The organism is Ciceribacter sp. L1K23 (genome assembly GCF_018122705.1).
In the GTDB taxonomy this organism is placed as follows: domain Bacteria; phylum Pseudomonadota; class Alphaproteobacteria; order Rhizobiales; family Rhizobiaceae; genus Allorhizobium.
In genome coordinates this window covers 2,352,870-2,379,301 of sequence record NZ_JAGRRC010000001.1, presented here as the reverse complement: position 1 = coordinate 2,379,301, position 26,432 = coordinate 2,352,870, and the positions used below count along the sequence as shown (strand labels likewise).

30 protein-coding genes are annotated in these 26,432 nt (G+C 61.2%); 11 read left to right on the top strand and 19 right to left on the bottom strand.

The annotated features are described in order from the left end of the window. Positions 1 to 69: 69 nt before the first annotated feature. A complete protein-coding gene (locus J5J10_RS11325; protein ID WP_211929944.1) occupies positions 70 to 357 on the bottom strand; it encodes a DUF2218 domain-containing protein in 288 nt (95 codons plus the stop codon). A gap of 2 nt (positions 358 to 359) precedes the next feature. Further along, on the bottom strand, positions 360 to 938 hold the full coding sequence (locus J5J10_RS11320; RefSeq protein WP_211929943.1) for a PadR family transcriptional regulator: 579 nt from the start codon (positions 936 to 938) through the stop codon (positions 360 to 362). A 161-nt stretch (positions 939 to 1,099) separates the two neighbouring features. On the opposite strand from J5J10_RS11320, the gene J5J10_RS11315 reads away from it, so the two are divergent. Continuing rightward, on the top strand, positions 1,100 to 1,573 hold the full coding sequence (locus J5J10_RS11315) for an OsmC family protein (protein WP_208549022.1): 474 nt from the start codon (positions 1,100 to 1,102) through the stop codon (positions 1,571 to 1,573). A 9-nt stretch (positions 1,574 to 1,582) separates the two neighbouring features. Here J5J10_RS11315 and J5J10_RS11310 read toward each other — a convergent pair whose 3' ends face one another. After that, positions 1,583 to 2,467: a LysR family transcriptional regulator gene (locus J5J10_RS11310; protein WP_211929942.1), complete on the bottom strand. Its 885-nt coding sequence runs from the start codon at positions 2,465 to 2,467 to the stop codon at positions 1,583 to 1,585. Between the two features lie 99 nt (positions 2,468 to 2,566). Between J5J10_RS11310 and J5J10_RS11305 the strand changes: the two genes are divergently transcribed. Continuing rightward, positions 2,567 to 3,670, top strand: a complete 1,104-nt coding sequence (locus J5J10_RS11305) for an aldo/keto reductase (protein WP_211929941.1) — start codon at positions 2,567 to 2,569, stop codon at positions 3,668 to 3,670. A 36-nt stretch (positions 3,671 to 3,706) separates the two neighbouring features. Here the strand turns inward: J5J10_RS11305 and J5J10_RS11300 are convergent, their stop codons facing one another. From J5J10_RS11300 to J5J10_RS11290, 3 genes are all read right to left on the bottom strand, one after another. After that, positions 3,707 to 5,209, bottom strand: coding sequence for an AMP nucleosidase (locus tag J5J10_RS11300; RefSeq protein ID WP_211929940.1), 1,503 nt, complete (start codon positions 5,207 to 5,209; stop codon positions 3,707 to 3,709). A 138-nt stretch (positions 5,210 to 5,347) separates the two neighbouring features. Next, entirely contained in the window at positions 5,348 to 5,524 is a 177-nt protein-coding gene (locus J5J10_RS11295; RefSeq protein ID WP_208549026.1) for a hypothetical protein, read from the bottom strand. Between the two features lie 28 nt (positions 5,525 to 5,552). Beyond that, positions 5,553 to 5,708, bottom strand: coding sequence for a hypothetical protein (locus tag J5J10_RS11290; RefSeq protein WP_211929939.1), 156 nt, complete (start codon positions 5,706 to 5,708; stop codon positions 5,553 to 5,555). Positions 5,709 to 5,894: 186 nt separating this feature from the next. Between J5J10_RS11290 and J5J10_RS11285 the strand changes: the two genes are divergently transcribed. After that, positions 5,895 to 6,767: an alpha/beta hydrolase gene (locus J5J10_RS11285; protein ID WP_211929938.1), complete on the top strand. Its 873-nt coding sequence runs from the start codon at positions 5,895 to 5,897 to the stop codon at positions 6,765 to 6,767. Positions 6,768 to 6,785: 18 nt separating this feature from the next. Here the strand turns inward: J5J10_RS11285 and J5J10_RS11280 are convergent, their stop codons facing one another. Together J5J10_RS11280 and J5J10_RS11275 are read right to left on the bottom strand one after the other, a co-directional pair. Continuing rightward, positions 6,786 to 7,076 (bottom strand): hypothetical protein, encoded by a 291-nt coding sequence (locus J5J10_RS11280; protein ID WP_208549029.1) that lies wholly within the window; start codon positions 7,074 to 7,076, stop codon positions 6,786 to 6,788. Positions 7,077 to 7,307: 231 nt separating this feature from the next. Then, the gene (locus J5J10_RS11275) at positions 7,308 to 7,757 is read right to left on the bottom strand and encodes a cupin domain-containing protein (RefSeq protein WP_211929937.1); all 450 of its coding nucleotides are present in this window, start codon (positions 7,755 to 7,757) and stop codon (positions 7,308 to 7,310) included. A 191-nt stretch (positions 7,758 to 7,948) separates the two neighbouring features. Here J5J10_RS11275 and J5J10_RS11270 point away from each other — a divergent pair, with 191 nt between their 5' ends. Beyond that, the gene (locus J5J10_RS11270) at positions 7,949 to 8,857 is read left to right on the top strand and encodes a LysR family transcriptional regulator (RefSeq protein WP_211929936.1); all 909 of its coding nucleotides are present in this window, start codon (positions 7,949 to 7,951) and stop codon (positions 8,855 to 8,857) included. Positions 8,858 to 8,875: 18 nt separating this feature from the next. Here the strand turns inward: J5J10_RS11270 and J5J10_RS11265 are convergent, their stop codons facing one another. Continuing rightward, positions 8,876 to 9,769: a LysR family transcriptional regulator gene (locus J5J10_RS11265; RefSeq protein WP_211929935.1), complete on the bottom strand. Its 894-nt coding sequence runs from the start codon at positions 9,767 to 9,769 to the stop codon at positions 8,876 to 8,878. Between the two features lie 105 nt (positions 9,770 to 9,874). Here J5J10_RS11265 and J5J10_RS11260 point away from each other — a divergent pair, with 105 nt between their 5' ends. The 3 genes from J5J10_RS11260 to J5J10_RS11250 are packed head-to-tail and all read left to right on the top strand — an operon-like array spanning position 9,875 to position 11,744. Further along, entirely contained in the window at positions 9,875 to 10,612 is a 738-nt protein-coding gene (locus tag J5J10_RS11260; protein ID WP_211929934.1) for an SDR family oxidoreductase, read from the top strand. Positions 10,613 to 10,623: 11 nt separating this feature from the next. Continuing rightward, the gene (locus J5J10_RS11255) at positions 10,624 to 11,520 is read left to right on the top strand and encodes an SDR family oxidoreductase (protein ID WP_211929933.1); all 897 of its coding nucleotides are present in this window, start codon (positions 10,624 to 10,626) and stop codon (positions 11,518 to 11,520) included. 11 nt (positions 11,521 to 11,531) lie between these two features. Next, entirely contained in the window at positions 11,532 to 11,744 is a 213-nt protein-coding gene (locus J5J10_RS11250; RefSeq protein ID WP_211929932.1) for a 4-oxalocrotonate tautomerase family protein, read from the top strand. Between the two features lie 95 nt (positions 11,745 to 11,839). Here J5J10_RS11250 and J5J10_RS11245 read toward each other — a convergent pair whose 3' ends face one another. Continuing rightward, positions 11,840 to 12,175 carry a DUF2147 domain-containing protein gene (locus tag J5J10_RS11245; RefSeq protein WP_208549038.1) on the bottom strand — a complete coding sequence of 112 codons (336 nt, stop codon included), beginning with the start codon at positions 12,173 to 12,175 and terminating at the stop codon, positions 11,840 to 11,842. Between the two features lie 536 nt (positions 12,176 to 12,711). Here J5J10_RS11245 and J5J10_RS11240 point away from each other — a divergent pair. Then, on the top strand, positions 12,712 to 12,978 hold the full coding sequence (locus tag J5J10_RS11240) for a sel1 repeat family protein (protein WP_208549039.1): 267 nt from the start codon (positions 12,712 to 12,714) through the stop codon (positions 12,976 to 12,978). 185 nt (positions 12,979 to 13,163) lie between these two features. Here the strand turns inward: J5J10_RS11240 and J5J10_RS11235 are convergent, their stop codons facing one another. The 3 genes from J5J10_RS11235 to J5J10_RS11225 form a co-directional block, all read right to left on the bottom strand. Continuing rightward, positions 13,164 to 13,802 carry a glutathione S-transferase family protein gene (locus J5J10_RS11235; protein WP_211929931.1) on the bottom strand — a complete coding sequence of 213 codons (639 nt, stop codon included), beginning with the start codon at positions 13,800 to 13,802 and terminating at the stop codon, positions 13,164 to 13,166. A gap of 10 nt (positions 13,803 to 13,812) precedes the next feature. Continuing rightward, positions 13,813 to 14,922: a pyridoxal phosphate-dependent aminotransferase gene (locus tag J5J10_RS11230; protein WP_211929930.1), complete on the bottom strand. Its 1,110-nt coding sequence runs from the start codon at positions 14,920 to 14,922 to the stop codon at positions 13,813 to 13,815. Positions 14,923 to 15,023: 101 nt separating this feature from the next. Then, on the bottom strand, positions 15,024 to 15,449 hold the full coding sequence (locus J5J10_RS11225) for a PilZ domain-containing protein (RefSeq protein ID WP_246745799.1): 426 nt from the start codon (positions 15,447 to 15,449) through the stop codon (positions 15,024 to 15,026). A gap of 227 nt (positions 15,450 to 15,676) precedes the next feature. Here J5J10_RS11225 and J5J10_RS11220 point away from each other — a divergent pair, with 227 nt between their 5' ends. Further along, entirely contained in the window at positions 15,677 to 16,132 is a 456-nt protein-coding gene (locus J5J10_RS11220) for a host attachment family protein (protein WP_211929929.1), read from the top strand. Positions 16,133 to 16,176: 44 nt separating this feature from the next. On the opposite strand, the gene J5J10_RS11215 is transcribed toward J5J10_RS11220, so the two are convergent. After that, positions 16,177 to 16,530 (bottom strand): PilZ domain-containing protein, encoded by a 354-nt coding sequence (locus J5J10_RS11215; protein ID WP_208549043.1) that lies wholly within the window; start codon positions 16,528 to 16,530, stop codon positions 16,177 to 16,179. A 295-nt stretch (positions 16,531 to 16,825) separates the two neighbouring features. Here J5J10_RS11215 and J5J10_RS11210 point away from each other — a divergent pair, with 295 nt between their 5' ends. After that, positions 16,826 to 17,269 carry a glyoxalase superfamily protein gene (locus J5J10_RS11210; protein WP_211929928.1) on the top strand — a complete coding sequence of 148 codons (444 nt, stop codon included), beginning with the start codon at positions 16,826 to 16,828 and terminating at the stop codon, positions 17,267 to 17,269. A 66-nt stretch (positions 17,270 to 17,335) separates the two neighbouring features. On the opposite strand, the gene J5J10_RS11205 is transcribed toward J5J10_RS11210, so the two are convergent. Continuing rightward, positions 17,336 to 18,559 (bottom strand): acyl-CoA dehydrogenase, encoded by a 1,224-nt coding sequence (locus J5J10_RS11205; RefSeq protein WP_249116720.1) that lies wholly within the window; start codon positions 18,557 to 18,559, stop codon positions 17,336 to 17,338. 159 nt (positions 18,560 to 18,718) lie between these two features. Then, positions 18,719 to 19,747 (bottom strand): calcium-binding protein, encoded by a 1,029-nt coding sequence (locus J5J10_RS11200; protein ID WP_208549045.1) that lies wholly within the window; start codon positions 19,745 to 19,747, stop codon positions 18,719 to 18,721. 180 nt (positions 19,748 to 19,927) lie between these two features. On the opposite strand from J5J10_RS11200, the gene J5J10_RS11195 reads away from it, so the two are divergent. Next, a complete protein-coding gene (locus tag J5J10_RS11195; RefSeq protein WP_211929927.1) occupies positions 19,928 to 21,145 on the top strand; it encodes an FAD-dependent oxidoreductase in 1,218 nt (405 codons plus the stop codon). A gap of 16 nt (positions 21,146 to 21,161) precedes the next feature. Here the strand turns inward: J5J10_RS11195 and J5J10_RS11190 are convergent, their stop codons facing one another. The 3 genes from J5J10_RS11190 to J5J10_RS11180 form a co-directional block, all read right to left on the bottom strand. Continuing rightward, entirely contained in the window at positions 21,162 to 22,109 is a 948-nt protein-coding gene (locus J5J10_RS11190) for a site-specific integrase (protein WP_208549047.1), read from the bottom strand. A 223-nt stretch (positions 22,110 to 22,332) separates the two neighbouring features. Then, a complete protein-coding gene (locus tag J5J10_RS11185; RefSeq protein WP_208549048.1) occupies positions 22,333 to 23,400 on the bottom strand; it encodes a porin in 1,068 nt (355 codons plus the stop codon). 159 nt (positions 23,401 to 23,559) lie between these two features. Further along, a complete protein-coding gene (locus J5J10_RS11180) occupies positions 23,560 to 26,079 on the bottom strand; it encodes a hypothetical protein (RefSeq protein WP_211929926.1) in 2,520 nt (839 codons plus the stop codon). Between the last annotated feature and the right edge of the window lie 353 nt (positions 26,080 to 26,432).

Below are 26,432 nucleotides of genomic sequence, written 5' to 3'. Positions count from 1 at the left end.
GTCGGCAGTGGTTTTGCGGAGTCGGAGCGTCCTTCATCGGAAGGGCGCTCCCGGTTTCATCTGGCGGATTTAAGCCGCCTTCCAATCTAATGGCAGCGGTGCCTCGCGGAAGGCGAAGCGGTCGAGGTGGCTCGACACCACGCCCTTCATCCGCTCCAGCACCTCAGCGGAGACCGCTTCGAGTTCGACGGTGAGGGCACCGGCATCCGCCGTCATCACGGCCGTCGCCTCGAGGAATTTTACGATGCCCCTCGGCTCTTCCAACTCAACGTCGAGCTTGTGGGCCCAGTGCTTGCAGAGTTGCTGCAGATATTTCCAGCCGTTTTCGGTCGGCACGGTCGCGATCGCCTTGGTCATGATCAGAGCCTCTCGATCTTGCCGACGGCCTCGTCGAGAATGCGGGCGACCTCGAGCTGGATATCCCGCGTCACGCCATCCTGGGACAGGCGTTCGTGGAGCGCCGTCTTCAGGTTCTGCATCGCCCGGCGGACCGGCGCAGCGTCGGTGCGTTCTGTCACCTTCGCCAAGGCCGCGAGGCGAGCCATTGCCGTGTGGACCTCATCCGCACGCTCCACCAGATGCTGCCGTCCGGCCTCGGTGATGGCGAGCAGCTTGCGCGGCCCGTCGGACTGCTGTTCGTCGGCAAGCCCCATGTCGATCAGCAGCGTCATCGTCGGATAGACGACGCCGGGGCTCGGTGCATAGGCGCCGCCGGTCCTGCTCTCGATCTCGCGGATCAGGTCGTAGCCATGCCGCGGCTGTTCCTCGATCAGTTTCAGCAGGACCAGGCGAAGCTCACCCCCTTCGAACATCCGCCGGCGCTCGCCGCGTCCGCGTGGTCCGCCGCCAAAGGGGCCGCCGAGGAAACCGCTGCGCATGGCATGAATCGCCTCCCGAAATTGCTGGTGGCGGGCATCGCCACAATGAAAATGTCTCATGTCTATCTCCGTTCGCTTTAAACTGCATCTAAGATATATCTTAATGTTATCTTTTCAAGCGCAGGTGAGAAGTTTTTCCGTTCCACGCCGACCTTGTCTTGGAGAGGGCGGGCGGCTTGACCTATGGTTTGAAAAAAGGACTCAGCACCGGGAGAAACGCCATGTCTGAACGCAAGCACGAATACAGGGTCACCGTGCGGTGGAAGGGCAACCTTGGTACCGGCACGTCAGGTTATAGGGCCTACAGTCGCGATCATGTCATCTCGGCTGCGGGCAAGCCGGATATCGAGGCATCTTCCGATGCCGCGTTCCGCGGCGACCCGGCGCGGTGGAACCCCGAAGACATGTTCCTCGCTTCGCTCTCTGCCTGTCACAAGCTCTGGTATCTGCATTTCTGCGCCGTCTCCGGTGTCGTCGTCATGGAGTACGAGGACAATGCCGAGGGGGTGATGGAGATGGACGAGGAGGGCAGCGGCCGATTCACCGACGTGGTGCTGAAGCCACGCGTGACGATCAAGGCCGGCACCTATCCGGACATAGCCCGCGAACTGCACGAGGATGCGCATGAGAAGTGCTTCATCGCCAATTCGGTGAACTTCCCGGTCCGCTGTGAACCGGTGATCATCGAGGCCTGAACGGTCGGGTTACTCCCTCAGGGCGGCGATCAGCGCACGCAGAGCCGGCGGCGATTGTCGTCGGCTCGGATGATAGAGGTGAAGGCCGGGAAAGGGCAGGCACCAGGCGTCGAGCACCTGCACCAACCGCCCGGCCGCGATGTCGTCTGCGACCTCTTCTTCCATCATGTAGCCCAGTCCCGCGCCGGCGCGAACGACCGCCGCCATCAGGCCGCCATCGTTTGCAACGAATTGGCCGGTGGTGCGCACGCGAAATTCACGGCCGCCCTCGTCCATGTCCCACGCCATAAGCGCGCCGCTCTTCATGCGGAAGTTCACGCAGACATGGTTTGACAGATCGGCCGGCGTCCTGGGTGGTGGGTGCCGTTCGAAATAGCCGGGCGTGCCGACGACAATAGTGCGCAGCGGCGGACCGATCGGGATCGCGATCATGTCCTTGTCGACGGACATATGAAAACGGATGCCGGCATCGAAGCCCTCGGCGACGATGTCCGCCAGACGATCCTCGACGTTTACCTCCACCTTCACGTCCGGGTGGTCGAGCAGGAAACGCGGCAGTTTCCGCATCAGCACCGTCTGCGCCGCATAGGTCGAAGCGGTGATCCGCACGGTTCCGGAGACGCTGTCGCGCCAATGGGACAGCGCGGCGAGCCCATCCTCGATACTCGCCAGCGCCGGGTTGATCGAGTGGAGCAACCGTTCACCGGCCTCGGTTGGCGCTACGCTGCGCGTTGTGCGCGCCAGTAGTCGGACGTCGAGCCGCTGCTCTAGATTTCTCATGGCATGGCTGAGCGCCGAAGCGGAAATTCCAAGCCTGGCGGCAGCCTTCGTGAAGCTGCATTCCCGCGCGACGGTGGCGAATGCCAGAAGATCGTTGAGTTCGTTGCGCTCCATTCATGCAAATTTCTCACAAACCCATACGGCCGGCAAGCGCTAATCCCGAGCACACGGGCGCACTAACTTCTGTCCTCACTCAATAAAAGGAGCGACCACATGAGCCTCACCCAATATCGCACACTTGGCCGATCCGGTCTTATCGTCAGCCCGCTGGCTCTTGGCACCATGACCTTCGGAGCCGGGCGATGGGGGGCCGGCGAAAAGACGGCGCGTGCTCTTTTCGATGCCTATGTGGGAGCCGGCGGCAACTTCATCGACACCGCCGATATTTATTCCGCCGGTCGCAGCGAGGACATGCTGGGCGATTTCGTCGCCCACAGTGGCCAGCGCGACCGGTTGATCATCGCAACCAAGTCAGGCTTCCCGCGTGGTGAGGGGACGCCACTCTGGGGCGGAAACGGCGCAAAGAACATTCGGCTCGGGATCGAAGGCTCCCTGAAACGCCTGAAGACCGACTACATCGACATGTACTGGATGCACGTCTGGGACCGCGTCACGCCCGCCGAAGAAGTTATCGATACGCTGGCGACCGCCCTGCGATCCGGCAAGATCCTGCACTATGGCTTCTCCAACACGCCGGCCTGGTACGTGTCGAAGGTCGCAACCCTAGCCGCCGCCCATGGGCTCCCGGCACCGGTCGGCTTGCAATATTCCTACTCGCTGATCGAGCGTGGCGTCGAGCTGGAAGTCCTTCCCGCCGGCGAAGAATTGGCGATGGGTCTGGTGCCTTGGAGCCCGCTGGCCTTTGGTCTTCTGACCGGGAAATACGGCCGTGACATGCTGGATCATGCCAGCCGGGCGACCGAGCTTCCCAACAAGGACGGCGAGGTTACCGAGAACGATAGCGACGGTCGCCTGAACGGCGACAACCCCTATGGTGGCATACTCTTTACCGAGCGCAATTTCAATATTGTTGACGTTGTGAAGGAGATCGCCGGCGAATTGGGCCGCTCCCCTGCGGAGGTGGCGCTCGCTTGGGTTACCAAGCGGAAAGGCGTCTCGTCCGTCCTGATCGGAGCGAGCCGTGTTGAGCAACTGACCCAGAACATCGCGTCGCTTGACATCACCTTCGCCGACGACCAGCTTCGCCGGCTGGACGAGGTCAGTACCCTGCCGCTGCTCAATCCCTATTTCATCTTCCAGATGCCATCCGAAGCGCTGTTCGGTGGCTCGAAGGTGACTGGCTGGCGGCAAGGTTAAGCGGTTTGACGGCGATCCTGCGGGATCGCCGTCAATTTATTGGAATGCCGTCTCGTAGAAGCTGCGCAGCTTGCGGGAGTGAAGCTTCTCCGTCGGCATTTCCGAGAGTTTCTGCAGGGCCCTGATCCCGATCTGCAAATGCTGGCTGACCTGTGTCTTGTAGAAGGCCGTCGCCATGCCCGGAAGTTTCAGCTCGCCGTGCAGCGGTTTGTCGGAGACGCAGAGCAGCGTGCCGTAGGGAACGCGGAATCGGAAGCCGTTGGCGGCGATGGTTGCCGATTCCATGTCGAGCGCGATGGCGCGCGCCTGGGAGAGGCGCTTGACCGGGCCACGCATGTCGCGCAGTTCCCAGTTGCGGTTGTCGATCGTGGCGACCGTGCCTGTGCGCATGATCCGCTTGAGCTCGAAGCCCTCGTAGCCCGTGATTTCCTCGACCGCATCCTCAAGCGCGAGCTGCACTTCCGCAAGCGCCGGGATCGGCACCCAGACCGGCAGGTCGTCGTCGAGAACGTGGTCCTCGCGCATATAGGCGTGCGCCAGGACATAGTCGCCAAGCCGCTGGCTGTTGCGCAGGCCGGCGCAGTGGCCGAGCATCAGCCAGGCATGCGGTCTGAGCACCGCGATATGGTCGGTGATCGTCTTGGCGTTCGAAGGACCGACGCCGATATTGACCATGGTGATGCCGCCGTGGCCGCGCATCTTGAGGTGATAGGCCGGCATCTGCGGCAGGCGTCCGAGCGGCGTGCCGCTGTCTGGCGCGCTCGCGCCCGCCGGCGTGATGATGTTGCCGGGCTCGACGAATTCGGTGTAGCCACCGCCGCCTTCCGCCATCAGCTTGCGGGCATAGTTGCAGAATTCGTCGACATAGAACTGGTAGTTCGTGAACAGCACGAAATTCTGGAAATGCGCGGCGCTGGTCGCCGTGTAGTGCGACAATCGGGCCAGCGAATAGTCGATGCGCTGCGCGGTGAACGGCGCAAGCGGGTGCGGTTCGCCGGGACGCGGCTCGTATTCGCCGTTGGCGATCTCGTCATCCGTGACGGTCAGGTCCGGCGTATCGAACACGTCGCGCAACTGCATGTCGACGAGGCCGGTCGCCTCAGCCTCCACATGCGCGCCCTCGGCGAAGGCGAAATGCAGCGGGATCGGCGTTTCCGACTGTGACACGACCACCGGAACCTGATGGTTGCGCATCAGGTGGCCGAGCTGCTCGACAAGATAGTGGCGGAAAAGCTGGGGCCGGGTGACGGTGGTCGTATAGAGGCCGGGCGCGGTGACATGGCCGTAGGAAAGGCGGGTGTCGACATGGCCGAAACTCGTCGTTTCGATGCCGACCTGCGGGTAGAAGGCACGGTAGCGTCCGGTGACCGGGGCGCCCTTCGCCAGCGAGGAAAACGCATCGATCAGGAAGGTCGTATTGCGCTCGTAGAGGCTCGCAAGCGTTTCGACTGCGGCCTTCGGGTCATCGAAGACCTGAGGCTCGAACGGCTCGGGGCATATGAAATTGACGGGGGTGAGGGGAGAGATTCGCTTGTCCATGCGCCATTATATATGGAAGCTTTTGACAAGCAAACGACGGCCGAGAAGCGAAAAACGGCCGCCGAAGCGACCGTTTTCCTCTCCCGGAGCGATATGCGGCGACAGTTTCGCCCCGAAAGCCCTGAAAATCGCGAGGGCTCAGCTCATCGACTGGCGCTGGAGGCTGACGAAGAGAACGAGGCCGGCGCCGCGCTTCTCCATCGCGATCACGTCGGACTTGGCGATGGCGAGGGCTGCGACCGGGCCGAGCATGATGCCGGCGAGCAGCAGGAGCCGGAGACTGGAGGCGGCGGCGGAGCGGATCGTTGCGGTCATCGTCTTGTTCCTTCTTCGGTCGTGTCGTTCACAGTGCCGCAAGGCACGAGAGCGATGATGTGAGCGGGCAGTGGACTGCGGCGGAAAGGCCGCGCGTCTCCCGGTTGACGAGGGCGGAGACCGTGAAGGCAAAGATCGTCATCGTCAGCGTGAGGATCGTCAGTCGCCGTGCGATCTTTGCCATGTTGCCCGTCCCGTCGTCTTAATCGGTGGATCGATGATGACGTTATGAAGGATCCCGGCTGAACCTTCTCTGAGACGGGAGTTCATTTGGCGTTCAGGGTTGTTAACGGCCTCCCGCAGGCGGTCTCGGGAACGAAGATCAAGTCCGACCGTTCATCGGTTGCCATGAAAGAGCCGGGGACGGATGATGTTCGACACCTTCAAGCTGGAGATGATAGACCTTCCCGAGACGACTTTGCGTGTTCGCCATGGTGGGGCCGGTCCGCCGGTTCTCCTCCTTCACGGTCATCCACGGACGCATACGACGTGGTATCGGGTAGCACCCCTGTTGGCCGAAAGCTTCACGGTGATCTGTCCGGATCTGCGCGGCTTCGGCATGTCGGCCAAACCCGATCCCGATGACGATCACGCCTCCTCCAAGCGGGCAAAGGCGCGCGACTGCGTGGCGCTGATGGAGAAACTGGGCTTTGAGCACTTCAGCATCGCCGGTCACGACAGAGGCTGTTATACGGCCTTCCGCACGGCGATGGACCACCCGGATCGGGTGCAGAAGTTCGCGGCGCTCGACGGCGTGCCGATTTTGGACGCGCTCGAGCGCTGCGACGCCCAGTTCGCTTCCCGCTGGTGGCACTGGTTCTTCTACGCTCAGGTCGACAAGGCCGAGCGCGCGATCCTGGCCGATCCGGAACGCTGGTACGGCGGACACACGGAGGCCATGGGCGAGGAAAACTATCAGGACTTTTGCGCGGCGACCCGCGATCCGTCGGTGGTTCGCGGGATGCTCGGCGACTACCGCGCCGGCCTTCGTGTCGATCCTCTCCATGATCAGGAAGACCGCCGGCTCGGACGGAAGATCCAGTGTCCCGTGCATGTGTTGTGGTCGCGCAGGGACGATCTGGAAGAGCTCTATGGCGATGTTCTCTCGATCTGGCGTCCCTGGGTCAAGGGCGATCTGACCGGTACAGGTATCGACAGCGGCCACCACATGGCCGAGGAGGCTCCGGACTTACTCGCAGCGGAACTGTCGCGGTTTTTCGACTCCTCTGCCGAAGATCTCTGATCACCGGCATGGGCGACCCTAGTCGTGGTCGCTCACAAGCAGCCGCACGCTCCTGTCGACGACAAGGCGGACGCGGCCACGTTCGGGACGCTCGAGCCGAATATTCCCTCGCCGCTCGTCCAGGCGACGCGTCAGGAGAATGAGCCTCGTCTCCAGATTATCCTTGTAGTCCGGAAGAAGCAGCGATTGATGACGACGGATTTCCTTGTTGAAGAAGTCCGTTGTGCCGCTTTCGGTGAACGCTTGGAGGAAGTGCCGGAAAAGCCGACCGGCCACGCCCCTGATCAGGTATTCGTCGTTCAGAAACACGGACCCGTCGCGCGGATAGAACCGAACCCGCAAGGTGGGTGGGGTGGCTGCCGCAGCGGAATAGCTGCTGACGCGCCGTGGAAAAGGACGAGCAAGGGGGACGGGGTTCCCACGGGAGAACCAGAAATTTAAATCGAACATGACGTGAATCTCAATCAACCATGGCTATTTGAAGGGTGTTCGGCGAGAGGGCGGGACGCACGCCGTCCGTGCGTCCGCCGTTGCCTGATCTCAGTCGATCGGCGGTCCGACGAATTCGATGCCGTTACGATTGCAGAGCGCGAAGAGCCTCTGCTGATCTTCGGGTGCGAATGGCACCTGCGGAGGGATTTCAGGGCGTTCGGCTGCAACAGACGCTTCGCGGACCATGCTTTCGAAGCGCCCGTTGGTGATCGTGAGAAAGCGGCCACGCGGTGACAGCACCTTGAAGGCGTGCGTCCTGCCGCCCTTGACGTGCAGCGTTGCGCCGCTCGCCAGTTCCGAGATCTGTCCATCGAGCATGAAGCGGAACGAGCCTTCGAGAATGTAGAAAGTCTCGTCTTCGTGGTGGTGGACGTGAGGCGGAACGAAGAAACCGCCAAGCATGTCATGCTCTATCAGCGAAACGCCTGCGGCGCTTTCCGTCTGCGAGAGCAGGATGTTGAGATATGCATTCATAAACCAGCGACCGTTGTCGGACATGGCGAAAACCTCTGATAACCGGTGCCGCCAAGGCGACACACTCTGATGGGGGATAGGATAAGCAATCTTCACATCGCGAGACTTGCTCGCGCCGGTCGACGCGGCCGTCGTCGTCGGGTGACGCTTACCTAGCCAAAATCGGGGGACTTGATAAGATCAATGATCACGCATCACTGTTCGGATAATCTACCATGAAGACTATCGACCCCCTCTCGGGTATCGCCGCGTTCCTGAGTGTGGCCCAAAGCCTGAGTTTTACGAAGGCGGCGGAAGAGCTGCAGATGTCGCGCGCGACGGTCAGTGCGCAGATACACGACCTCGAAACGCGGTTGGGCACCCGGCTGTTGCAACGCACGACGCGCGCCGTGTCATTGACGGAAGCCGGGACGGCGTACCTACAGGCGCTGAGCGGTGTCCTGCCGCAGATCAGGGAAGCGGAACGTGCGGCCGCGTCGTTCCAGCAGGAAGCGGTGGGACGGATGAGGATCTCCACAGCGCCGGATCTGGGGCCGGATCACGTCGCGCCCGCCGTCGCGGCGTTTCTGAAGCTCAATCCCGGGCTTTCTATCGATCTCGACCTGTCACTCGACACCGTCAACCTGGTGGAGGAGAACTTCGATCTGGCTATTCGCGGGACAATATCCCTGGAGCCAAATGTCATCACGCGGCAGATTGGATCGTCACCGGTTGTCGTGTGCGCTGCCCCCGATTATCTCGCGCGTCATGGGGTGCCCAGCCATCCAAACGATTTGACGAAGCATGCATGCCTGCACTTCTCGAAGCTCAGATGGGGAAGGGTGTGGCACTTCAGCCGTGGGGAGACAAGTCTGCGTGTACCGGTGCTGCCGAGGCTGGAATGCAATGACGGTCGCACCCTGTTTGCGGCGGCGGTGGCCGGCGCTGGCATCGTGCTGGAACCCGCCTTCGTGGTCGGGCCCGCGATCAGGGAGGGAAAGCTGGTGGCGGTCCTGCCGGAGTGGTCGATCACGACAATCCCCGTCCACGCCGTCTATCCCGCCAACCGCCATATAGCCATGAAGGTGAAGTCCTTCGTATCTTTCCTCATTGACCATTTGTCCGGCCACCCCGACTTGACGTAGTCGGAGGTGACAGTCGGTTCAGAGATCGGCGGCGGCAAAGATGCCGGCAACCCAGTCGAGGAAAACACGCACCCGGGCGGATGTCTGGCGGTTCTGCGGGTAGAGCGCGGTCAGCGGCGTGGGCGAGGGTGGGTAGTCGATCATCACCTCCACCAGGCTGCCATCGGCAAGGTCGCGCTGGAGCCGGTAGCGCGGCGCCTGGATGAGGCCGAAACCGAGGCGGGCGAGGTCGCTCATCGTGTCGGAATTATTCACTGTCACGCGGCTTTTTACAGGGACCAGCCTGACCTTCCCGGCCTCCATGAACTCCAGCGGCATGACCTCGCCCGTGCGGGAAGACACGAAGCCGACGCAGAGATGGCTGGCGAGATCATCCGGACGTTTCGGCAGGCCATATGTTTCCAGGTAGCCGCGACTGGCGCAGGTGATCTCCGTGATCGTCGCCAGCCGCCTGGCGATCATGCCGCTGTCCGGCAGGTCTCCCGCGCGGATCACGCAATCCACACCCTCCCGCACCAGATCGACCAGCCGATCGCCCTGGCCGATATGCAAATCGAGTTCCGGATAGCGCGAAAGGAATTCCGGCAGGTGCGGCAGCAGGAAAGTACGTGTCAGCAGCGGGTGGGCATCAATCCGCAGCAGGCCACGCGGGCGCGCATCGCGAAACGCGTTATCGGCCTCCTCGACCTCCGACAGGATCGCGACGCAGCGCTCATAATAGGTCCGTCCCTCCAGCGTGGTCGTCACATGCCGCGTCGTGCGCTCAAGCAATCGAACGCCGAGATCGGCTTCGAGACGCTTGATCGCTTCCGTCGCCGTCGAGCGGGAGAGCCCGAGATCGGTGGCCGCCGCCGAAAAACTCCGGCGGTCCACGACGCGGACAAAGAGGGTCATGCGGTCGAGACGGTCCATGGTAATTGTTCGTCACAGACGAATTGAGATGTCAATTACTGGATGATTGTTTTCAGAGAGCGACACGACATTTTATGTCCAGACACCAACGGAAAGGACAAAATCATGTCAGACACACCCAAAACCGCCATCGTCACGGGCTCGTCGAAGGGGATTGGTGCCGCCATTGCCAAACGCCTTGCGCGTGACGGGTTTGCGGTCATCGTCAACTATGCACGTGGCGCCGATGCCGCCGAGGCGGTGGTGGCCGATATTCACGCCGCCGGTGGACGCGCGGTTGCCGTCCAGGCCGATATCGGATCCCCCGAGGGATTGAAAACTCTCTTCGACGCAGGGGAACAGGCCTTCGGCGGCGTCGATGTCCTGGTCAACAATGCCGGCATCATGCAACTCTCCCCGATCGCCGAAACGGCGGACGAGGACTTCGAGCGGCAGGTCTCCATCAATCTCGGCGGCGTCTTCCGCGGCGCGCGCGAGGCGGCCAAGCGGCTGCGGCAGGGCGGTCGCATCGTCAATTTCTCCTCCAGCGTCGTCGGTCTCTACCAGCCGACCTACGGTGTCTACGCCGCCACCAAGGCCGGCGTGGAGGCAATCACCCATATCCTCGCCAAGGAACTTGGCCCGAAAGGCATCACCGTCAATGCGGTGGCTCCGGGACCGGTCGAGACGGATCTGTTCATGACCGGCAAGCCCGAGGACCTTGTGAAGACCATCATCGGCATGAACCCGCTGAAGCGCCTTGGCCAGCCGGAGGACATCGCCAACGTCGTGTCTTTCCTCGCCGGTCCGGATGGCGGCTGGGTCAACGGCCAGGTCATCCGCGCCAATGGCGGCGTGGTGTGAGGGAGGTAGCCATGGAAAAGACGATTCTGATTACCGGCGCGTCGAGCGGCTTCGGCGCGATGATGGCCCGCACGCTTGCCCGCGCCGGTCACCGGGTCTACGCCTCGATGCGGGACCTGAAGGCCCACGACGGCAAACCCGTCGCGGAAATCGAGGCGCTGGTCGCCGCCGAGAACCTGAAACTGCTGCCGATCGAACTCAATGTGACGTCGGATCATTCGACTGAGACGGCAATTGCGCGGATTACTGAAGAGGCCGGCGGTCTTGATGTTCTGATCCACAATGCCGGCCATATGGGTTTTGGCCCTACGGAAGCCTTCACACCGGAACAACTGTCCCGGCTCTACGACGTCAATGTCGTGGGCGCCCACCGCATCAATCGTGCGGCACTTCCGTCCATGAGGAACCGCGGCAAGGGACTGGTCGTGTGGATCGGCTCCAGCAGCACCCGCGGCGGCACGCCGCCGTTCCTCGCCGCCTATTTCGCCGCGAAGGCCGGCATGGATGCGCTGGCGCAGAGCTACGCGCTGGAACTGGCGCGCTTCGGTATCGAGACGACGATCGTCGTACCGGGCGCCTTCACCAAGGGAACGAACCACTTCGCCCATGCGATGCAGCCGGCCGATGGCGTCCGTGCCGACGCCTATTGGAACGGCCCCTATGCAGGGGTCGACAAGACGGCGCTCGAAGGCCTAGCGAGCCTGGAGCCGGCCGATGCCGATCCCGAGTCGGTTGCACGTGCCGTTGTGGAGATTGTCGCCATGCCGCACGGCAAACGTCCGTTCCGTGTCCACGTCGATCCGTCGGAGGATGGCGCCGAGATCGTCAATGGCGTCGCCGATCGCGTCCGTGCGCAACTGCTCGAACGCATAGGCCTCCGAGACCTGCTTCATCCCGCAACGAAGTGAAAGGAAAGACCATGCCCTTCGTCAATATCAAGACACCCGAAGCCGCCCTCACCAGGACGCAGAAGGAAGAGATCGTCCATCGTACCACGGATATGCTCGTGGAATATTTCAGCGAAGCGGCGAGGCCGCATACCATGGTGTTGATCGAGGAAGTGAAGGACGGCGGCTATGCGCGCGCCGACGAGGTCTTCATCCTGCCGGACGCATATCGCGCCGCCGATTGACGACGAGAAACAAGAAGGCCACCCCCCCAGGCGAACAGGCGGGTGGCCTTCACGTGCGCGGCCCGGTACCCCTGCCGCTCCGCGCGCGCTGTCGCTTAAAGCCGCGTCCAGGTCTGGCTTTTGCAGAAGACGGACATGACGCATCCCTTCATCTGCAGCGAATTGCCTGACACGCTGCCAGAGCCGGAATAGGTCTTGTCGGCCTCGGGATCGGTGATCGTTCCCTTGTAGGTGCCGCCGCTGCCGGCCATCTTGCCGATCTGCTTGCCGGAATGTTTGCCGGACTTGAGTGTCACGCAGTAGCTGCCGCCGCAGGGCGCGATCTGCGCCGTGGCGCCGCTCGCCGTTTTCCAGTTGCCGACGATCGGCTCTGCCGACTGGGCGCTCGCCGCCGTGAATACCAGCGCTGCCGCAAGTAGAATTGCTCGCATCTTCAGTAGATCCTCCCGTGAAAGCCATATCTCGCCGCCCCGGTCATCCGTTTGCGGCTCTCCGGTGCGCGCGTCGCCTCCCGCGAGGCCGTTCCGGAGGTTAAGAAATATCTTACGCAAACGTAAAGGTAAATGGGTTTCACAGACCAAATTCCACCGAAGCAAACGTGGAAGAAGCCGGAAAATAAAGGCTTTCGGATTTTGCGAGTGTTTTTCGTGGTTAGCAGTCGGTTTACGGCGCCGCATGAATATTGCGTAAATTTTTCGATGAATTCCCGCAATTGCAGGCAATGTAGTGCTTAACGGAATCCGAAGTTTACGAACGGTTTGTACTTTGTTTTCAGCAAATTAATCATGCATTTTAAGCGAGCGTTGAAAGCTGTTTGGCATAGTTGGTCCATCAAACGAGCAGGGAAAACCTGCCGGGCTTAAAAGGTTCAAAGACAGTCGCGAAAGACGACAAGGACCTCGAAGGCAGCTCCTCAAGGGGCAAAACAGGGATAGACGAGACAACAGGCTAAACAGGGACAAAACCAATGGCACGCTTTGAAATGCACAATTCCGAAATGGCCACCATGGGTGGCGAGACCAAGGCTGATGTTTTCCGCGACATGGGCCTCATGTATGCGACCGGCCGTGGCTGCCAGGTCGACCTGGTCTCCGCGCACAAGTGGCTCAACATCGCCGCGATCAAGGGCTGCGACCGCGCCGCCGAGCTTCGCGCCGATCTCGCCCAGACCATGTCGAAATCCGAACTCGCAGAGGCGCTGCGCGCTGCCCGCGAATGGATGACGATGCACTGAGCCGACAGGCACAGACAAGTTTCTAGGGCGCCCATGACGGGCGCCTTTGGGAGGCAGAAGAAGAACCCTCTTGCGAGGGGACCGTGGTGGGGGACCTTTGGACGGGGCCATTGCCAACACATCGAAAGCCGCGACCGGCAGGAACAAGGCCGGCGCGGCTCTTTCTTTGGGCGATGCGGGGATAGTCAGATGGTCGGCAGCGTCTGCCGGAAGCTGTCGCGGGTCGTCATCCGTTCCCACCAGCGAACAAGCCCCGAATGTTCAGCAAACATGTCGCGCCCTTCCGGGACCTTCAGCAAGTAGTCGATCATCGGTGCGACGTGCAGGTCGGCGAGCGACAGGCTCTCCCCGGCGAACCAGGCCTTAGACCCTACGATGTCCGAAAGAGCTTTTAGGCAGACTGGAGCAAGTTCACGCGCCCGCTCCAGGCGGGCGGTATCCGGCAGTTCGCCGCCCTCGGCCTTGGAGACCAGTTCGACATAAAGACCCCAGACGAGATGTGGATAGAGATAGCCGTCGGCAATGCTGATGACCTGGTTCATCCGCGCGCGCGGCTGCGGATCCGACGGCTGCAACGCCGGTCCGGCAAAGGCCTCATCGATGTAGCGGGTGATGGCCCCGGTCTCGTAAAGCCGAAAACCGTCATGCTCGAATACCGGAATCTTGCCGAACGGATGTCGCACGAGATGTTCGGGGGATGGACCGCTTGGCGGGAACACGTCGACCGAAATAAGGTCATGATCCACGCCCTTTTCGTGAAGGGCAAGACGGGCACTGCGCACATAGACGCTGTAATCGGCTCCGAACAGTCTCGGCTTGTCCATCGCTAGCCCTTCAGAGGCCTTTCAGCACCTGTGGAAGCGCCGCCTCGAACAGCGCCATATCGGCATCGACGCCGGTTGAAACGCGGATGCAGCGGTTGAGCGGAGCGACACCCGGCATGCGGATGAAAACGCCAAGCTCCATCAGACCGTCGACGATGCGTTTTGCATGGTCGCCGTCGCGGCCGCAGTCGATCGCCACGAAATTCGTCGCGGAGGGAAGCGGCTCAAGCCCGTTGGCGCGGGCGATGGCGGAAATCCGCTCGCGCGATGCATGTATCTTCGCGATAACCTGCTGGAGGTAGGTCTGGTCTTCCAATGCGGCGAGCGCGGCGATGACCGACAGGCGCGGCATTCCGAAATGGTTGCGGATTTTGTCGAAGGCGGACACCGTGCCGGGCGTGCCGATCGCATAACCGACGCGCGCCCCGGCCATCCCGTAGGCCTTCGAGAAGGTGCGCGTGCGAATGACGTTCGGCAGGTCAATAAGGGTTAAAAGCGATGGAACCGATCCCTGCGGTGCCGTCTCCGAATAGGCTTCGTCGAGGATCAGCAGCGTGGTTTCCGGAAGAGAGCGTGCAAACGCCACGATGCTGTCGGCATCCCACCAGCTTCCCATCGGATTGTCCGGGTTGGCGAAATAGACGAGTGGGGCGTTCTCGCGCTTTACCGCCGCAAGCAGGCCGTCGAGGTCTTCGCGGTCGTTGACGTAAGGCGTCGTCACCAGCCGTCCGCCGAACCCGTTGACGTGAAAGTTGAACGTCGGATAGCCGCCGAACGAGGTGACCACTGGCATTCCGGGCTCGATGACCAGCCGTACGATGAGGCCGAGAATGTCGTCGATGCCCTCACCGATCGCGAAATTCGACGGGTCGAGAGCGAGATGTTCCGCGAGCGCCTGCTTCAGCGCGAAATTCTCCGGATCGGCATATCGCCAGATGTCGCCGGCGCGGTCGCGGATCGCCTGCAGGACGGACGGTGCCGGCCCGAAACCGCTCTCGTTGGCGCCGATGCGGGCCTGCACCTTAAGCCCGCGATTGCGCTCGATGGCTTCGGGGCCGACGAAGGGGACAGTGGAGGGAAGGGCGGCGATCAACGGCGTGAAGCGCGAAAAACTCGACATGGCAGGTCCTGGCAGTTCCGAAAGCGACCCACAATAGGACGGAAAATCCCCCGCGCAAGTTCACGCGGGGGGCGTTCCTGACGTATTCGCGGAAGAATTTTTCAGTAGTCGCGTCGTGGCGCCCGGCCCATGCCCGGCGGGAATCCGATCGTCGGCCCTGGTCGTTTCTGTCTGATGTCGTCGCCTTCCAGGAAGTCGGCACGGATGATCCGGTGCAGCATGTCTTCCGGGATCGGCGCGATGAATTTTACGCCGACGCGGCTGCCATTACGGTAGATTTCCGCACAGCCGATGCGTCGGGCAAGGCCGATGACCTCGAGATAATAATGCTGCGTCAGGCCGATCGTGGTCGACATCTCGATCCCGGCGCCGCCTTGCGAAATATCGAGAAGCTCGCAATTGCGCATCGAAATGCGGCTCAGGCAGGGGCTGACCGCCATGATGCGAGCCGGACGTCGCACATGGAAGCGTTCCCACTTCCGGGTGTACATCTCCGAGTCGATTGCTGCCAGATGCGTGCCTTGCATGGTCTTCCCTCGTTTGACCGCGATGGTGCACGTTCAGGCTCGCCTAAAACTCTTCCATTGCGGTGAAGGGAAACGCTAAAGCTTTAGCGTTTCTTAAAAAATGCGGAGCTCCTCCTGATTTTGCGGGCTTTCGCATCTCGCGATGCGGATCACCGTGTCGCCACATGGATCGATTAAGCTGTTGGAAACGTTAGGGAGAGGCAACGTCAACCAGAAGGGAGAGACGCATGAAGTTCAACATACCCTGGAAATCGTGGGTGATCGTCTGCGACGGCGCCAAGCTGCTGCTTCTCAGGAATGAAGGCGACACAGAAATCCTTAATCTGGCTGTTGTCGATCAGGACAACCAGCCGAACCAGCCGGACCGTGAACTTGCAGCCGACAAGCCCGGGCGGAGTTTCGCGTCTCACGGAACCGGACGGAGCGCGATGGAAGAAACCTCGTTTCATGCACAGGCAGAAGAAGATTTTCTGAAGGGCGTGGCCGAGATGCTGAACGCGAAGGTCTATTCGAAGGAGATCGAGCGCTACGTCCTGGTGGCGCCGCCCGGCGCTCTCGGTATCCTCCGCAAGTCCCTAAACCAGGGCGCAATTGACGCCATGAGCGCGGAATTGCCGAAAGACCTCGTCAAAATGCCGGTATACGACATTGAAAAGCATCTGAACGCGGCAAAGGCCGCCTGACATTCGGCTGGCGGGACAGCGTGGTACGCTGGGCCGCCGGCCGCTCAGTTATGCAGTTCGAAGGACAGCCTGACGACGTGGTGCAGGTATTCCGGATCGATCAGCATATTGAAGCCGACGGTGAGCTTTTCGGCCTCGCGGCGGATCACCGTGCAACCGATTTCATCGCGCATGCCGAGGATTTCCAGGAAGAAATTGCTCGGCACCGGCACATGCGGGCTGACCTCGATTTCGGCGCCATGCAGCGAAATCTTCCTGATCAGGCAGCGCATGCTGTTTTTCGTGCTCAGATGATGGCCGACGAAGATGATCCGACCCGGCCGGTCGATGGTGAACTTCTCGTAAATCTGGTCCGGCGGGATCTTGTCTTTTGCGTCCCTGTAAACCTGCAAGGGCATGGCGCCCTCCCTAGACTTGTTATCAGGGTCTCATAATAGCTCAGCTTCCCTGACGAAACCTGAAGATGGTCGTTAAAGTCCGAGTGAAGCGCGGCGCGCTGTCGCAGTGTCCAGCGCTGTTGACAGCTGGAGGTAATGCTCCCATATGTGCGGCCGGTTGAGGCGCCGGCCGCCCGCGGGTGAGAACCCTTGGTGAAGTCCTCCTTGTTCATGACAGACCCGTTGCGCGCATGCGTCGATGGGGCAATGCGGGCCCCCGATTGTGAATACGCATGCCACCAAAATGGAGGCTGCCATGACCATGGCCCATGTAACGACCGATGACCTGAAATCCCAGGCACGACGGCTGCGCGACGCGATGTCCGCTGCCGGCACGCCGTTAACGCATAGTGCCGCCCTGGAGATGATCGCCAAGAGCCACGGCGCCCGCGACTGGAACACGATCGCGGCGCAAGCGAAGCGCAATGATAATGCACCCATGCCGCCGGCTGTCGTCGGTGCGACCGTGACCGGGGAATATCTGGGTCAGCGGTTTCGCGGCAAGGTGCTCGCCCTGTCCAAGCTGTCTCAGAGCGAATACTACTCGGTTACGCTTCATTTCGATGAGCCGGTCGATGTCGTCACCTTCGACAGCTTCTCCGCCTTCCGGAGCAGGGTCAACGCGACGATTGACGGTAAGGGCGTGTCGCCCCGCCATACCTCGAACGGCAAGCCGCATCTCGTGCTGGACCACGACTGAGCCTGGCGACGAACAAAAAAGACCGCGGCGATTGAAGCCGCGGTCTTTGCCGATGTCTTGGAAGACTTACTGGAACGCCTGAAGACCGGTCTGTGCCCGGCCGAGGATCAGCGCATGGATGTCATGTGTGCCCTCGTAGGTGTTCACGGCTTCCAGGTTCATCACATGGCGGATGACGCCGTATTCGTCGGAGACGCCATTGCCACCGTGCATGTCGCGCGAGACGCGGGCGATATCCAGCGCCTTGCCGCAGTTGTTGCGCTTCATCAGCGAAATCAGCTCCGCCGGCGCCCGATGTTCATCGAACAGCCTGCCAAGGCGCAGGCATCCCTGGAGTCCGAGCGCGATGTCCGTTTCCATATCGGCGAGCTTCTTCTGGATGAGCTGGGTCGCGGCGAGCGGCTTGCCGAACTGCTTGCGGTCGAGCGTGTATTGGCGTGCGGCGTGCCAGCAGAACTCGGCGGCACCCATGGCCCCCCAGGCGATGCCGTAGCGGGCGCGGTTGAGGCAGCCGAAAGGTCCCGCCAGGCCGGACACGTGCGGCAGCAGGTTCTCCTCCGGCACGAACACCTCGTCCATCTGGATCATGCCGGTGACGGAGGCCCGCAGAGAGAACTTGCCCTCGATTTTCGGCGTCTCGAAGCCCTTCATGCCTCGCTCGAGGATGAAACCCTTGATCTTGTTGTCGTGCGCGTCGGACTTCGCCCAGACGACGGCAACGTCTGCGATCGGCGAATTGGTGATCCAGTTCTTGGCACCGGAGACGAGATAGCCGCCATCCACCTTCTTTGCGCGGGTGATCATCGACGACGGATCGGAGCCGTGGTCCGGCTCTGTGAGGCCGAAGCAGCCGACCCATTCGCCCGAAGCGAGCTTCGGCAGGTATTGGGCGCGCTGCTCGTCCGTTCCGTAGGCGAAGATCGGGTGCATGACGAGTGATGACTGAACGGACATGGCCGAGCGATAGCCCGAATCGACCCGCTCGACCTCGCGCGCCACGAGACCGTAGGATACGTAGTTGGCGCCGACGCCGCCGAACTCCTCGGGGATCGTCGGGCCAAGAAGGCCAAGTTCACCCATCTCGCTCATGATTTCGCGGTGAAAGATCTCATGGCGGTTTGCCTCGGTCACCCGGCTCATCAGCTTGTCCTGGCAGTAGGCCCGGGCTGTGTCGCGAATCATACGCTCTTCATCGGAGAGCTGATCCTCCAGCATAAACGGATCGGCCCAGTCGAATGGCGCCATCTTGGCGCGGGCCTGTTCAGGTGTTGCTGAGTGATGCTCGCTCATGGGTTCGTCCTTCCCGGAATAGCTACGGCGTTTGACGCTATAGCTACACCAGGTTTGGATCGAGGAAAAGCCTTGTGATGCAAGGTGTTTAAGGAAAAATAATCGGCTTCGGACGGACTGAGGTCATTCCATTTTCGAATGATCTTGTCGCTGCCCTTGTCAGAGAATGAAATCGCCCGAACTCATGGAGGTGAGACCGGAAACCTTGATCTGGAAGTCGGAGACGCCATCGCCGTTCACGTCGGCGAAAAGCACGCCGCCTGAAAAGCGCAATTCGCCCGCGTCCCCGCTGAAGCTGGACCGTCCGATGAAATCGAACGCCTGATTGCCGCCGCGTGTGGTATCCGCATCGATCGCGGACAGATCGATATAGTCATGCTGGCTGCGGCTGAAGTCGGTGATCGTGTCACGCTGGCTGCCGGGACGCGAGTCCGACAGGGAAGTGAAGATGAAGGCGTCGCTGCCGGAGCCGCCGGACAGGCTGTCGCGACCCGAGCCGCCGACGAGCAGGTCATTGTTGGCGCCGCCCGACAGGGTGTCGTTGCCCGATCCGCCGTAGAGGCGGTCGTTGCCGCCGTAGCCGCGCAGCACATCACTGCCGCCATCGCCCCAGAGGCGGTTTGCGCCATCGGTCCCGAGGATGGTATCGCCATAACCGGTTCCGACTGCATTTTCGATGCTGATCAGCGTCTCGTCTTCTTTGTCGGTAGCCGTTGCGAAGCCCTTGTAGAGGTCGACGTACACGCCGTAACCGCGCAGGTCGCCGTCATCGTCCTGGATTTCGTAGCTGATCGTATCGGTGCCGCTGCCGCCGTGGAACGTGTTCGCCCAGCCGACGGAGAAGAACACGTCGTTGCCGGACTCACCGTTATAGATGCTGTGATAGGTTTCGGCGTAGATGGTGTCGTTGCCGGTCCCTGCATTGATGGTGTCGACATAGCTCGACGCGGTGGAATAGCCACGACCGTAGTAGACGTCCGCACCGTCGCCCAGGTAGATGCCGTTGCCGCCTTCGAATGTGTTGTAGACACGGTCGTTGCCGCTGCCCGCCGACACATAATTGAAGCCGCCATAGCTGCCGATATAGATCCGATCGTTGCCGCCATAGGCATAGATGTTGAGGTCCGCGCCGTAGTCATACGCGTCGATGATGTCGGAATAGCTGGTGCCGTAAACGTTCAGTGCCATGGGTCAGCCTCGTCGGGTTCATGTTCTGTTGATGGTCATGAAACAACATCGTGCCTGAATGGTGGCTGAACGGTGGTATCGTGTTGATTTTTCCGTTTCTTGACGGGAGCCATGGGCCACGCTACCGCTGCAATCGTCCTTTGAATCCTTTTGGATATCGAGTGAATCAAGGAGTGTGGCGTGACCGGCAGGCTAGTGATCATCGGAGCAGGGCAGGCGGGATTCGCGCTTGCGGCGAAACTGCGTGCTTTGAAGGACGCACGCCCGATCACGATCATCGGCGGCGAGGCTGAATATCCCTACCAGCGACCGCCTCTCTCCAAGAAATACCTGCTGGGCGAGATGAGCTTTGATCGACTGCAGTTCCGCACGTCCGACTGGTATCCGGAAAACAATGTCGAGGTGTGGCTGTCGACCTTTGTCGAGGCGATCGACAGGCAGGCGAAGTCGGTCCGCTGCGGCGATGGCCGCAGCCTCGATTACGACACGCTGGTCATTGCAACGGGATCCTCACCCCGTCGGCTCCCCGACGAGATGGGCGGTTCGCTCGGTGGCGTTTATGTCGTCCGCGACAAGCAGGACGCCGATCGTCTGGCCGCAGAGATGAAGCCCGGTCGCAAGCTTCTCGTGATTGGCGGCGGTTACATCGGTCTCGAGGGGGCGGCCGTCGCGCGGCATCTAGGTCTCGAGGTGACCGTGATCGAAATGGCCGAACGCATTCTCCAGCGCGTCGCGTCAAAGGCGACCGCCGATGCAATGCGGGCAATCCATGAAGCCCACGGCGTCTCGATCCGCGAGAAGACGGGGCTGACGCGCCTGCTGGGTGTCAATGGTCATGTAACGGCCGCAGAACTGGCGAGCGGCGAGGTGATCGATGCCGATCTCGTTATCGTCGGCATTGGAGCGAGCGCCAACGACGCGATCGCCACGGCGGCCGGCATCGAGACCATGAACGGCATCGTCGTCGACGAATTCGCGCGCACTTCGGACCCGAACATCTTCGCCGCCGGAGACTGCGCGCTCCTGCCGTGGGATGGCGGTCGTGTCAGGCTCGAATCGGTTCAGAACGCTGTCGATCAGGCGGAGGCAATTGCCGCTATCCTTGCGGGCGGACACGACCCTTATAGGCCGAAGCCGTGGTTCTGGTCCGATCAGTATGACGTGAAGCTGCAGATCGCCGGTTTCAATCTCGGCTATGACAGGACCATCGTTCGGCCCGGCGCCCGCGAGGGCAGTCAGTCGATCTGGTATTACAAGGACGGCATTCTCGTCGCCGTCGATGCGATCAACGACGCCAAGGCCTATGTCACGGGAAAGAAACTGCTGGAATTGGGCCGAAATGCCGATCCGGCCGTCGTCGCCGACGCCTCGTCCGACCTCAAGCAACTGATTGCCTGAGGCCGGGGAGGGAGGTTTAGTTGAGGCTCGACTTGTCGACGCTGCGTTCCAGGATCGGAACGCACATGTCGAGATCGTGCGACGCCAGATGCGCGTAGCGCATGGTCATCGAGAGCGTCTGGTGGCCGAGCCACATCTGCACGCGGCGGATGTCGATGCCACCCTGGACCAGTCTCGACGCGCAGGTATGACGCAGCACGTGCGGCACCACATCCTTGTCGTCGGAAAGCCCGATCTCGTCCTTGGCGGCGTGCCAGGCGATCCGGAACTTCTGCTGGTCTATTCCGGCGAACGGTCCGGCGCGACGCTTGTCGCCCGTCTCGATCACCTTCTGTGCTCTGGCCGTTAGCGGGACAGAGCGGCTGCGGCCGGATTTGGTCACCCAGAAGGTCACGCGTGATCCCTGGATGTCGTTCCAGCGCAGTCCCAAGCCTTCGCTAAGCCGGGCTCCGGTATCCACGAGGAAAACACAGAGCCGGTAGTAGTCTTCCGACTTCGCCCGGATCGTGGAGAAGAGTTCGAGTTCTTCGTCACGGTCGAGGAAGCGGATTCGTCCTGCTTTCTCCTTCTGCCGTTTGAATTCCGGCAGACTGTGAATGTCGCCCATCTTTAGCGCCTTCCGCAGCAACTTGCTGAGCGCCGCCATCTTCCGATTGATGGTTGCGTTGCTGTTACCGCGCTTGCGCAGAGCGCCTATCAATGCGTCGAGCATCTCCTGGTCAAAGGAGGAAAACTCGCGAGGGACGAGGAGATCGTTCAGCTCCCCGATGAAGTTCGTCACATTGTATTTGTGACTGCCGTTGGTCCAGAGGATGTCGCCATACTTCTGAAACAACTGCTGGAGGGATGTATCCCTGACGACCTTGAACCTGGACGTTTGTCCATAGTGATAGTTCAGATTGTAGACCGGAATCTCGACGTCCCTTTCGAAATCCTGTCTGCCGTCTATTAACGCATTGCTCAAACTCAGTTCCCCTCAGATCGGTCCAGCCTTCCTGGCTGATCACCATGAGTGTCAGAGCAAAAGTTATATATGAAAACTAATTTTGTAAACAACAATTATGATGGCAACAATTTCCCTTCAGCGGCACGCGTGTCATGCGTCCCTCTGTCTGATTGATAATGCCCTGCCAGTGTTGAAACGAGAAAGCCCGGTCGAGACCGGGCTTTCGTGGATCGATGTTCGATTAGAACGAACGCTGCAGGCGGAGGAAACCATCCCACTGGCTGTCGGCGTCGTCGACGTCGGTGTACTGGATGCTTGCCTTGGTGGTCAGGCCTTCAGCCAGCTTGTAGTCGAAGGTCAGACCTGCGCGCCATGCGCTCGGGCCGAAGTAGTCACCATCGGCATCGTAAACGATGTTATCCCAGTACTGGGCGCCGGGGGTGATCGTCAGACGCTCGGTAGCCTTGATGGCGTACGAAGCAGCGATCGACCATTCCGAGAAGTCCCAGTAACGGCTGGCGCCGGACGACCATACACCAGCAACGCCGAGAGTGCCCGGGCCGAGTTCGGCGGTGAGCATAGCGCGGACTGCACCGTCTTCGAAGCCGAAGTCGTAACCGCCGTTGATCGACAGGTTCACGCCGCCGAAGGTGGCGCCGATCTTGCCTTCAACGCCGACGTCGTCGCCTTCGTTGGTCTTCCAGCCGGTGCCCGAGTCGAAGTTCGAAACGGCAGCAGCAACCAGGAAGGCGTCAGAGCTGTAGGTGTAACGGATCGTGTCGTTCAGCGTGTTGCCGCCGACATAGTCGCCGCCCGGCAGGACGCCAGCTGCGCCAACCGACGAGAGCGGGCCGCCGTCGAACATATCTGTTTCGCCGTTCAGACCTTCGTCCCAGAAGTTGTAGAAGTAACCAACTTCAAGGCCGCCAACGGTGATGACAGCGGTGTCGATGAATGCGTTGGTGCCGTTGCTGCGCGAGTCAGCTTCGAGAGCAACGTAAGCGCCGACGGTGCCGAGCTCGGAGTCAGACTTCGCGTCGAACTCGAGGTAAGCGCGGCTGTTGGTGCGGTAACCGCTGTCGAGGAAGTCGTTCTCGCCGCGGAAGTCGATCTGCGTACGGACGTAGCCGCCGATCTTGAGGCAGGTTTCGGTGCCGGGGATGTAGAAGTAGCCGGTGCCGAATGCGTCGCAAACGCGAACGTATTCCATCGGCTCGGGCTCAGCAGCGACGATTGCGTCGGCAGCCTGAGCGCCGGAAACTACTGCCAGAGCAGCAGCGGAGCCGATAAGAAGGCTCTTGATGTTCATATTGACCTCCAGTCAATTATAAACCCGAAAGCCCGGAAAACCGGGCTTTTTGGGCTGGAGGGGCAAAATGACCGTCGGTTTGCGGTGGCGCACGGCAATCAGGCCTCGCGAAGGGTTAGGGAGGCCACCTCGTATGGCGGGCGCCGTTTCGCTTCGGAACTAAAGCGCCTGGTACGCTGCGATGATGATCTCGACCTGGTCGGGCTTCATCACCTGGACCTGCTCCAGCGTCAGCGCCAGCAGTTGCGCGCTGCCAAGCCCGGCGATGTGATCGGTCGAAAGTCCCGGTATCGCTTTGGTGCTGATCGCGGCGATATCGTCGGTCGAGAATGCCTCGATATCCTCCATCAGCATCGCCGCGATCTGCGCGGAGGTCAGTGCGCCTGTCTGCTCGGTCGAGAACGCGGCGATCTGGTCGGCGCTCAAAGCCTGTATCTGATCGCTGGTCAGACCTGGCACGGCCTTCAGCGACAGCGCAACGACTTGATCCGTGTCGAGCGCTCCGATCTGGTCCGACGTCAGTGCCGCCACCTGCCGCCCCGTCAATGCGGCGATCTGGTCGGTTCTGAGATCGACGATCTGGCTGTCGGTGAAGGCGGCGATCTGCTCCATCGTCATCGCCGCGACCTGCGCTGTGGTCAGGGCACCCATCTGCTCGGAGGTCAGCGCCGCGATACTGTCCGTGGAGAGACCGGAAATCGCCCGAAGATTGGTCGCCGCGATGTCCTCGGTCGAGAAACTGCCGATGTCGTCGGCGGCCATGGCGGCGATCTGGACCTTGTTGAGCACCGCAACCTGCTCCGACGTCAGCGCCTGAACCTGATCGACGCTGAGCGCCACGATCTGGTCCGACGCCAGGCCGCTGAGCGCCTTCGTGCTCAAAAGCCCGATCTGGCTCGTCGTCAGCGCGCCGAGTTGATCGCTCGAAAGCGCCCTGATCTGTCGGGCAGTCAGCGCGCCGAGCTGATCGCTGCCGAGGTCGGCGATCTGCGTTTCGGACAGCGCTGCGATCTGATTGTCCGCAAGTGCGGCAATCTGCTTGGTCGTCAGCGCGGCAAACTGGGCGGTCGTCAGTTCCGTGATGATATCTGTGGAGAGCCCTGAAATGGCACGGACGGAGATGGCGGCGATGTTGTCGGTTGAAAACGCGGCGATATCGTCGCTCGACATGACGGCAAGCTGCGCTGAGCTGAGGGCCGCGGTCTGACTGGTTGAAAAGGCGCCGATCTGGTCCACGGTCAGGGTTGCCACCTGCTCTGTGGACAATCCGGAAATTCCCTTGGTCGCAATTGCCGACACCTGGTCGGTTGTCAGAGCCCCGATCTGGTCGGAGGACAGAGCGGAAATCTGCCGCGCCAGCATGGCGGAGATCTGGCTGGTGCTGAGTTCTGCAATCTGTCCGGACGCCAGTGCTGCCACCTGCGCCGTCGTCAGAACGGCGATCTGGCCGGTCGAAAGTGCGCCAAGCTGATCGGTCGAAAGTGCGGCGATGCTTGCGGTCGAAAAGCCTGCGATTGAGCGAGGTGCGGTTGCCGCAATGTCGGCTGTGGAGAACGATTCGATGTCCTCGACCGCCATCGCCGCCAGCTGGGCCTTGCTGAGAACGCTGGTTTGCGTCGTGCTGAAGGTCTCGATCTGCTCGGCGCTGAGTGCCTCGATATGATCCGATGTCAGGCCCATGAGGGCCGTTGTGCTGAGAGCCGCGATCTGGACGGTGGAGAAGGCCGCGACCTGCTCGGTCGACATCGCCTTGATCTGCCGGCCGCTAAGCGCGGCCACTTGTGTCGTATTGAAGTTGCTGATCTGGCTATCGCTGAAAGCGCCGATCTGCAGTGCCGTGAGTGCCGCGATCTGCCCGCTGCTCAACGCGCCGAGTTGCGCGTTCGTAAGGGCTGAGACGCTGTCGCTGGAAAGTCCTGACATTGACTGCGTACCGATGGCGGCGATCTTGTCCGTCGAGAAGGTAGCGAGATCATCGTCGCCAAGGGCTGCGATCAGAACTCGGCTCAGGGCGGCAATCTGGCTGGTGCCGAGAGCAGCAACCTGCGCCGTGCCGAGTGTCTCGAGCTGCGCCGATGTCAGTCCGGCGACCGCGTCGGTGCTGAGCGACGCGATCTGCTGCGTCGTCAGCGCCGCTATCATATCCGTCGAGAAAGCCTTGATCTGTCGTCCTGTGAGAGCCGAGATCAGGTCGGTGGGAAGTGTCGAAACGATCGATTCCTGCATTGCGCCGAGCGCCCGCGGGCTCATCACGGCGATTTCGTCGGCCGACATGGCCGCAAGGTCGTCTGCGCTCATGGCCGCGACCTGTGAAGAGGTGAGCACCCGGACCTGGGCTGCGCTAAAACCCTCGATCTGGGTAGAATTGAGGGTCGAGATCTGGTCGCTCGTCAGGGCGGCGACCTGCGAGGAGATCAGGCTCGAGATTCGCGCGGCATCGAGAACTGCGAGATGCGTGGCTGTCAGTCCCTTGATTCCGTTGGCCGACAGCGCCCGCAGCTGATCGCCGCTGAGGGCCGTAATATCTTCCGCTTCGAGCGCGGAGACCTGCGACGAGCTCAGCACGCGGATATGCGCGGTGCTCAGCTGGGATATTTCCTCGCTCGACAGCGCGGTGATCGCCGATTCGGAGAGCGAGCGCATCTGGCTGACGGTGAGTGTGGATGTGATCGACGTCATGAATTTACGCTCGCGAAATGTTTCCTGCCTCGCCACCACGCATCTGTCGTGGTGATGTAATCGGACGGCTCAATCCGTCACCGGCCGGCATCCTGGCGAGATCCGCTTTCGCGGGCGATCGCCATGGCAAGTTTTTGAAAAGCATGGCTTCTGTAAGCCTGGCCGCGGGTTGCGTCATGCAGACGAAGAATCCCCCGTCTCCCGGCCTCGCTACGCCGTCGGTCCCTCGGTACCGACGCAATCAGATCACTCGTCGAATCGTCATCCTGAACAACGGCCAAAACCGCACCGACTTTCCGCAGTTTCGGATGTTATTCATTGGGATGGCTGGTAAATTTTGAGTTAACGCCGAG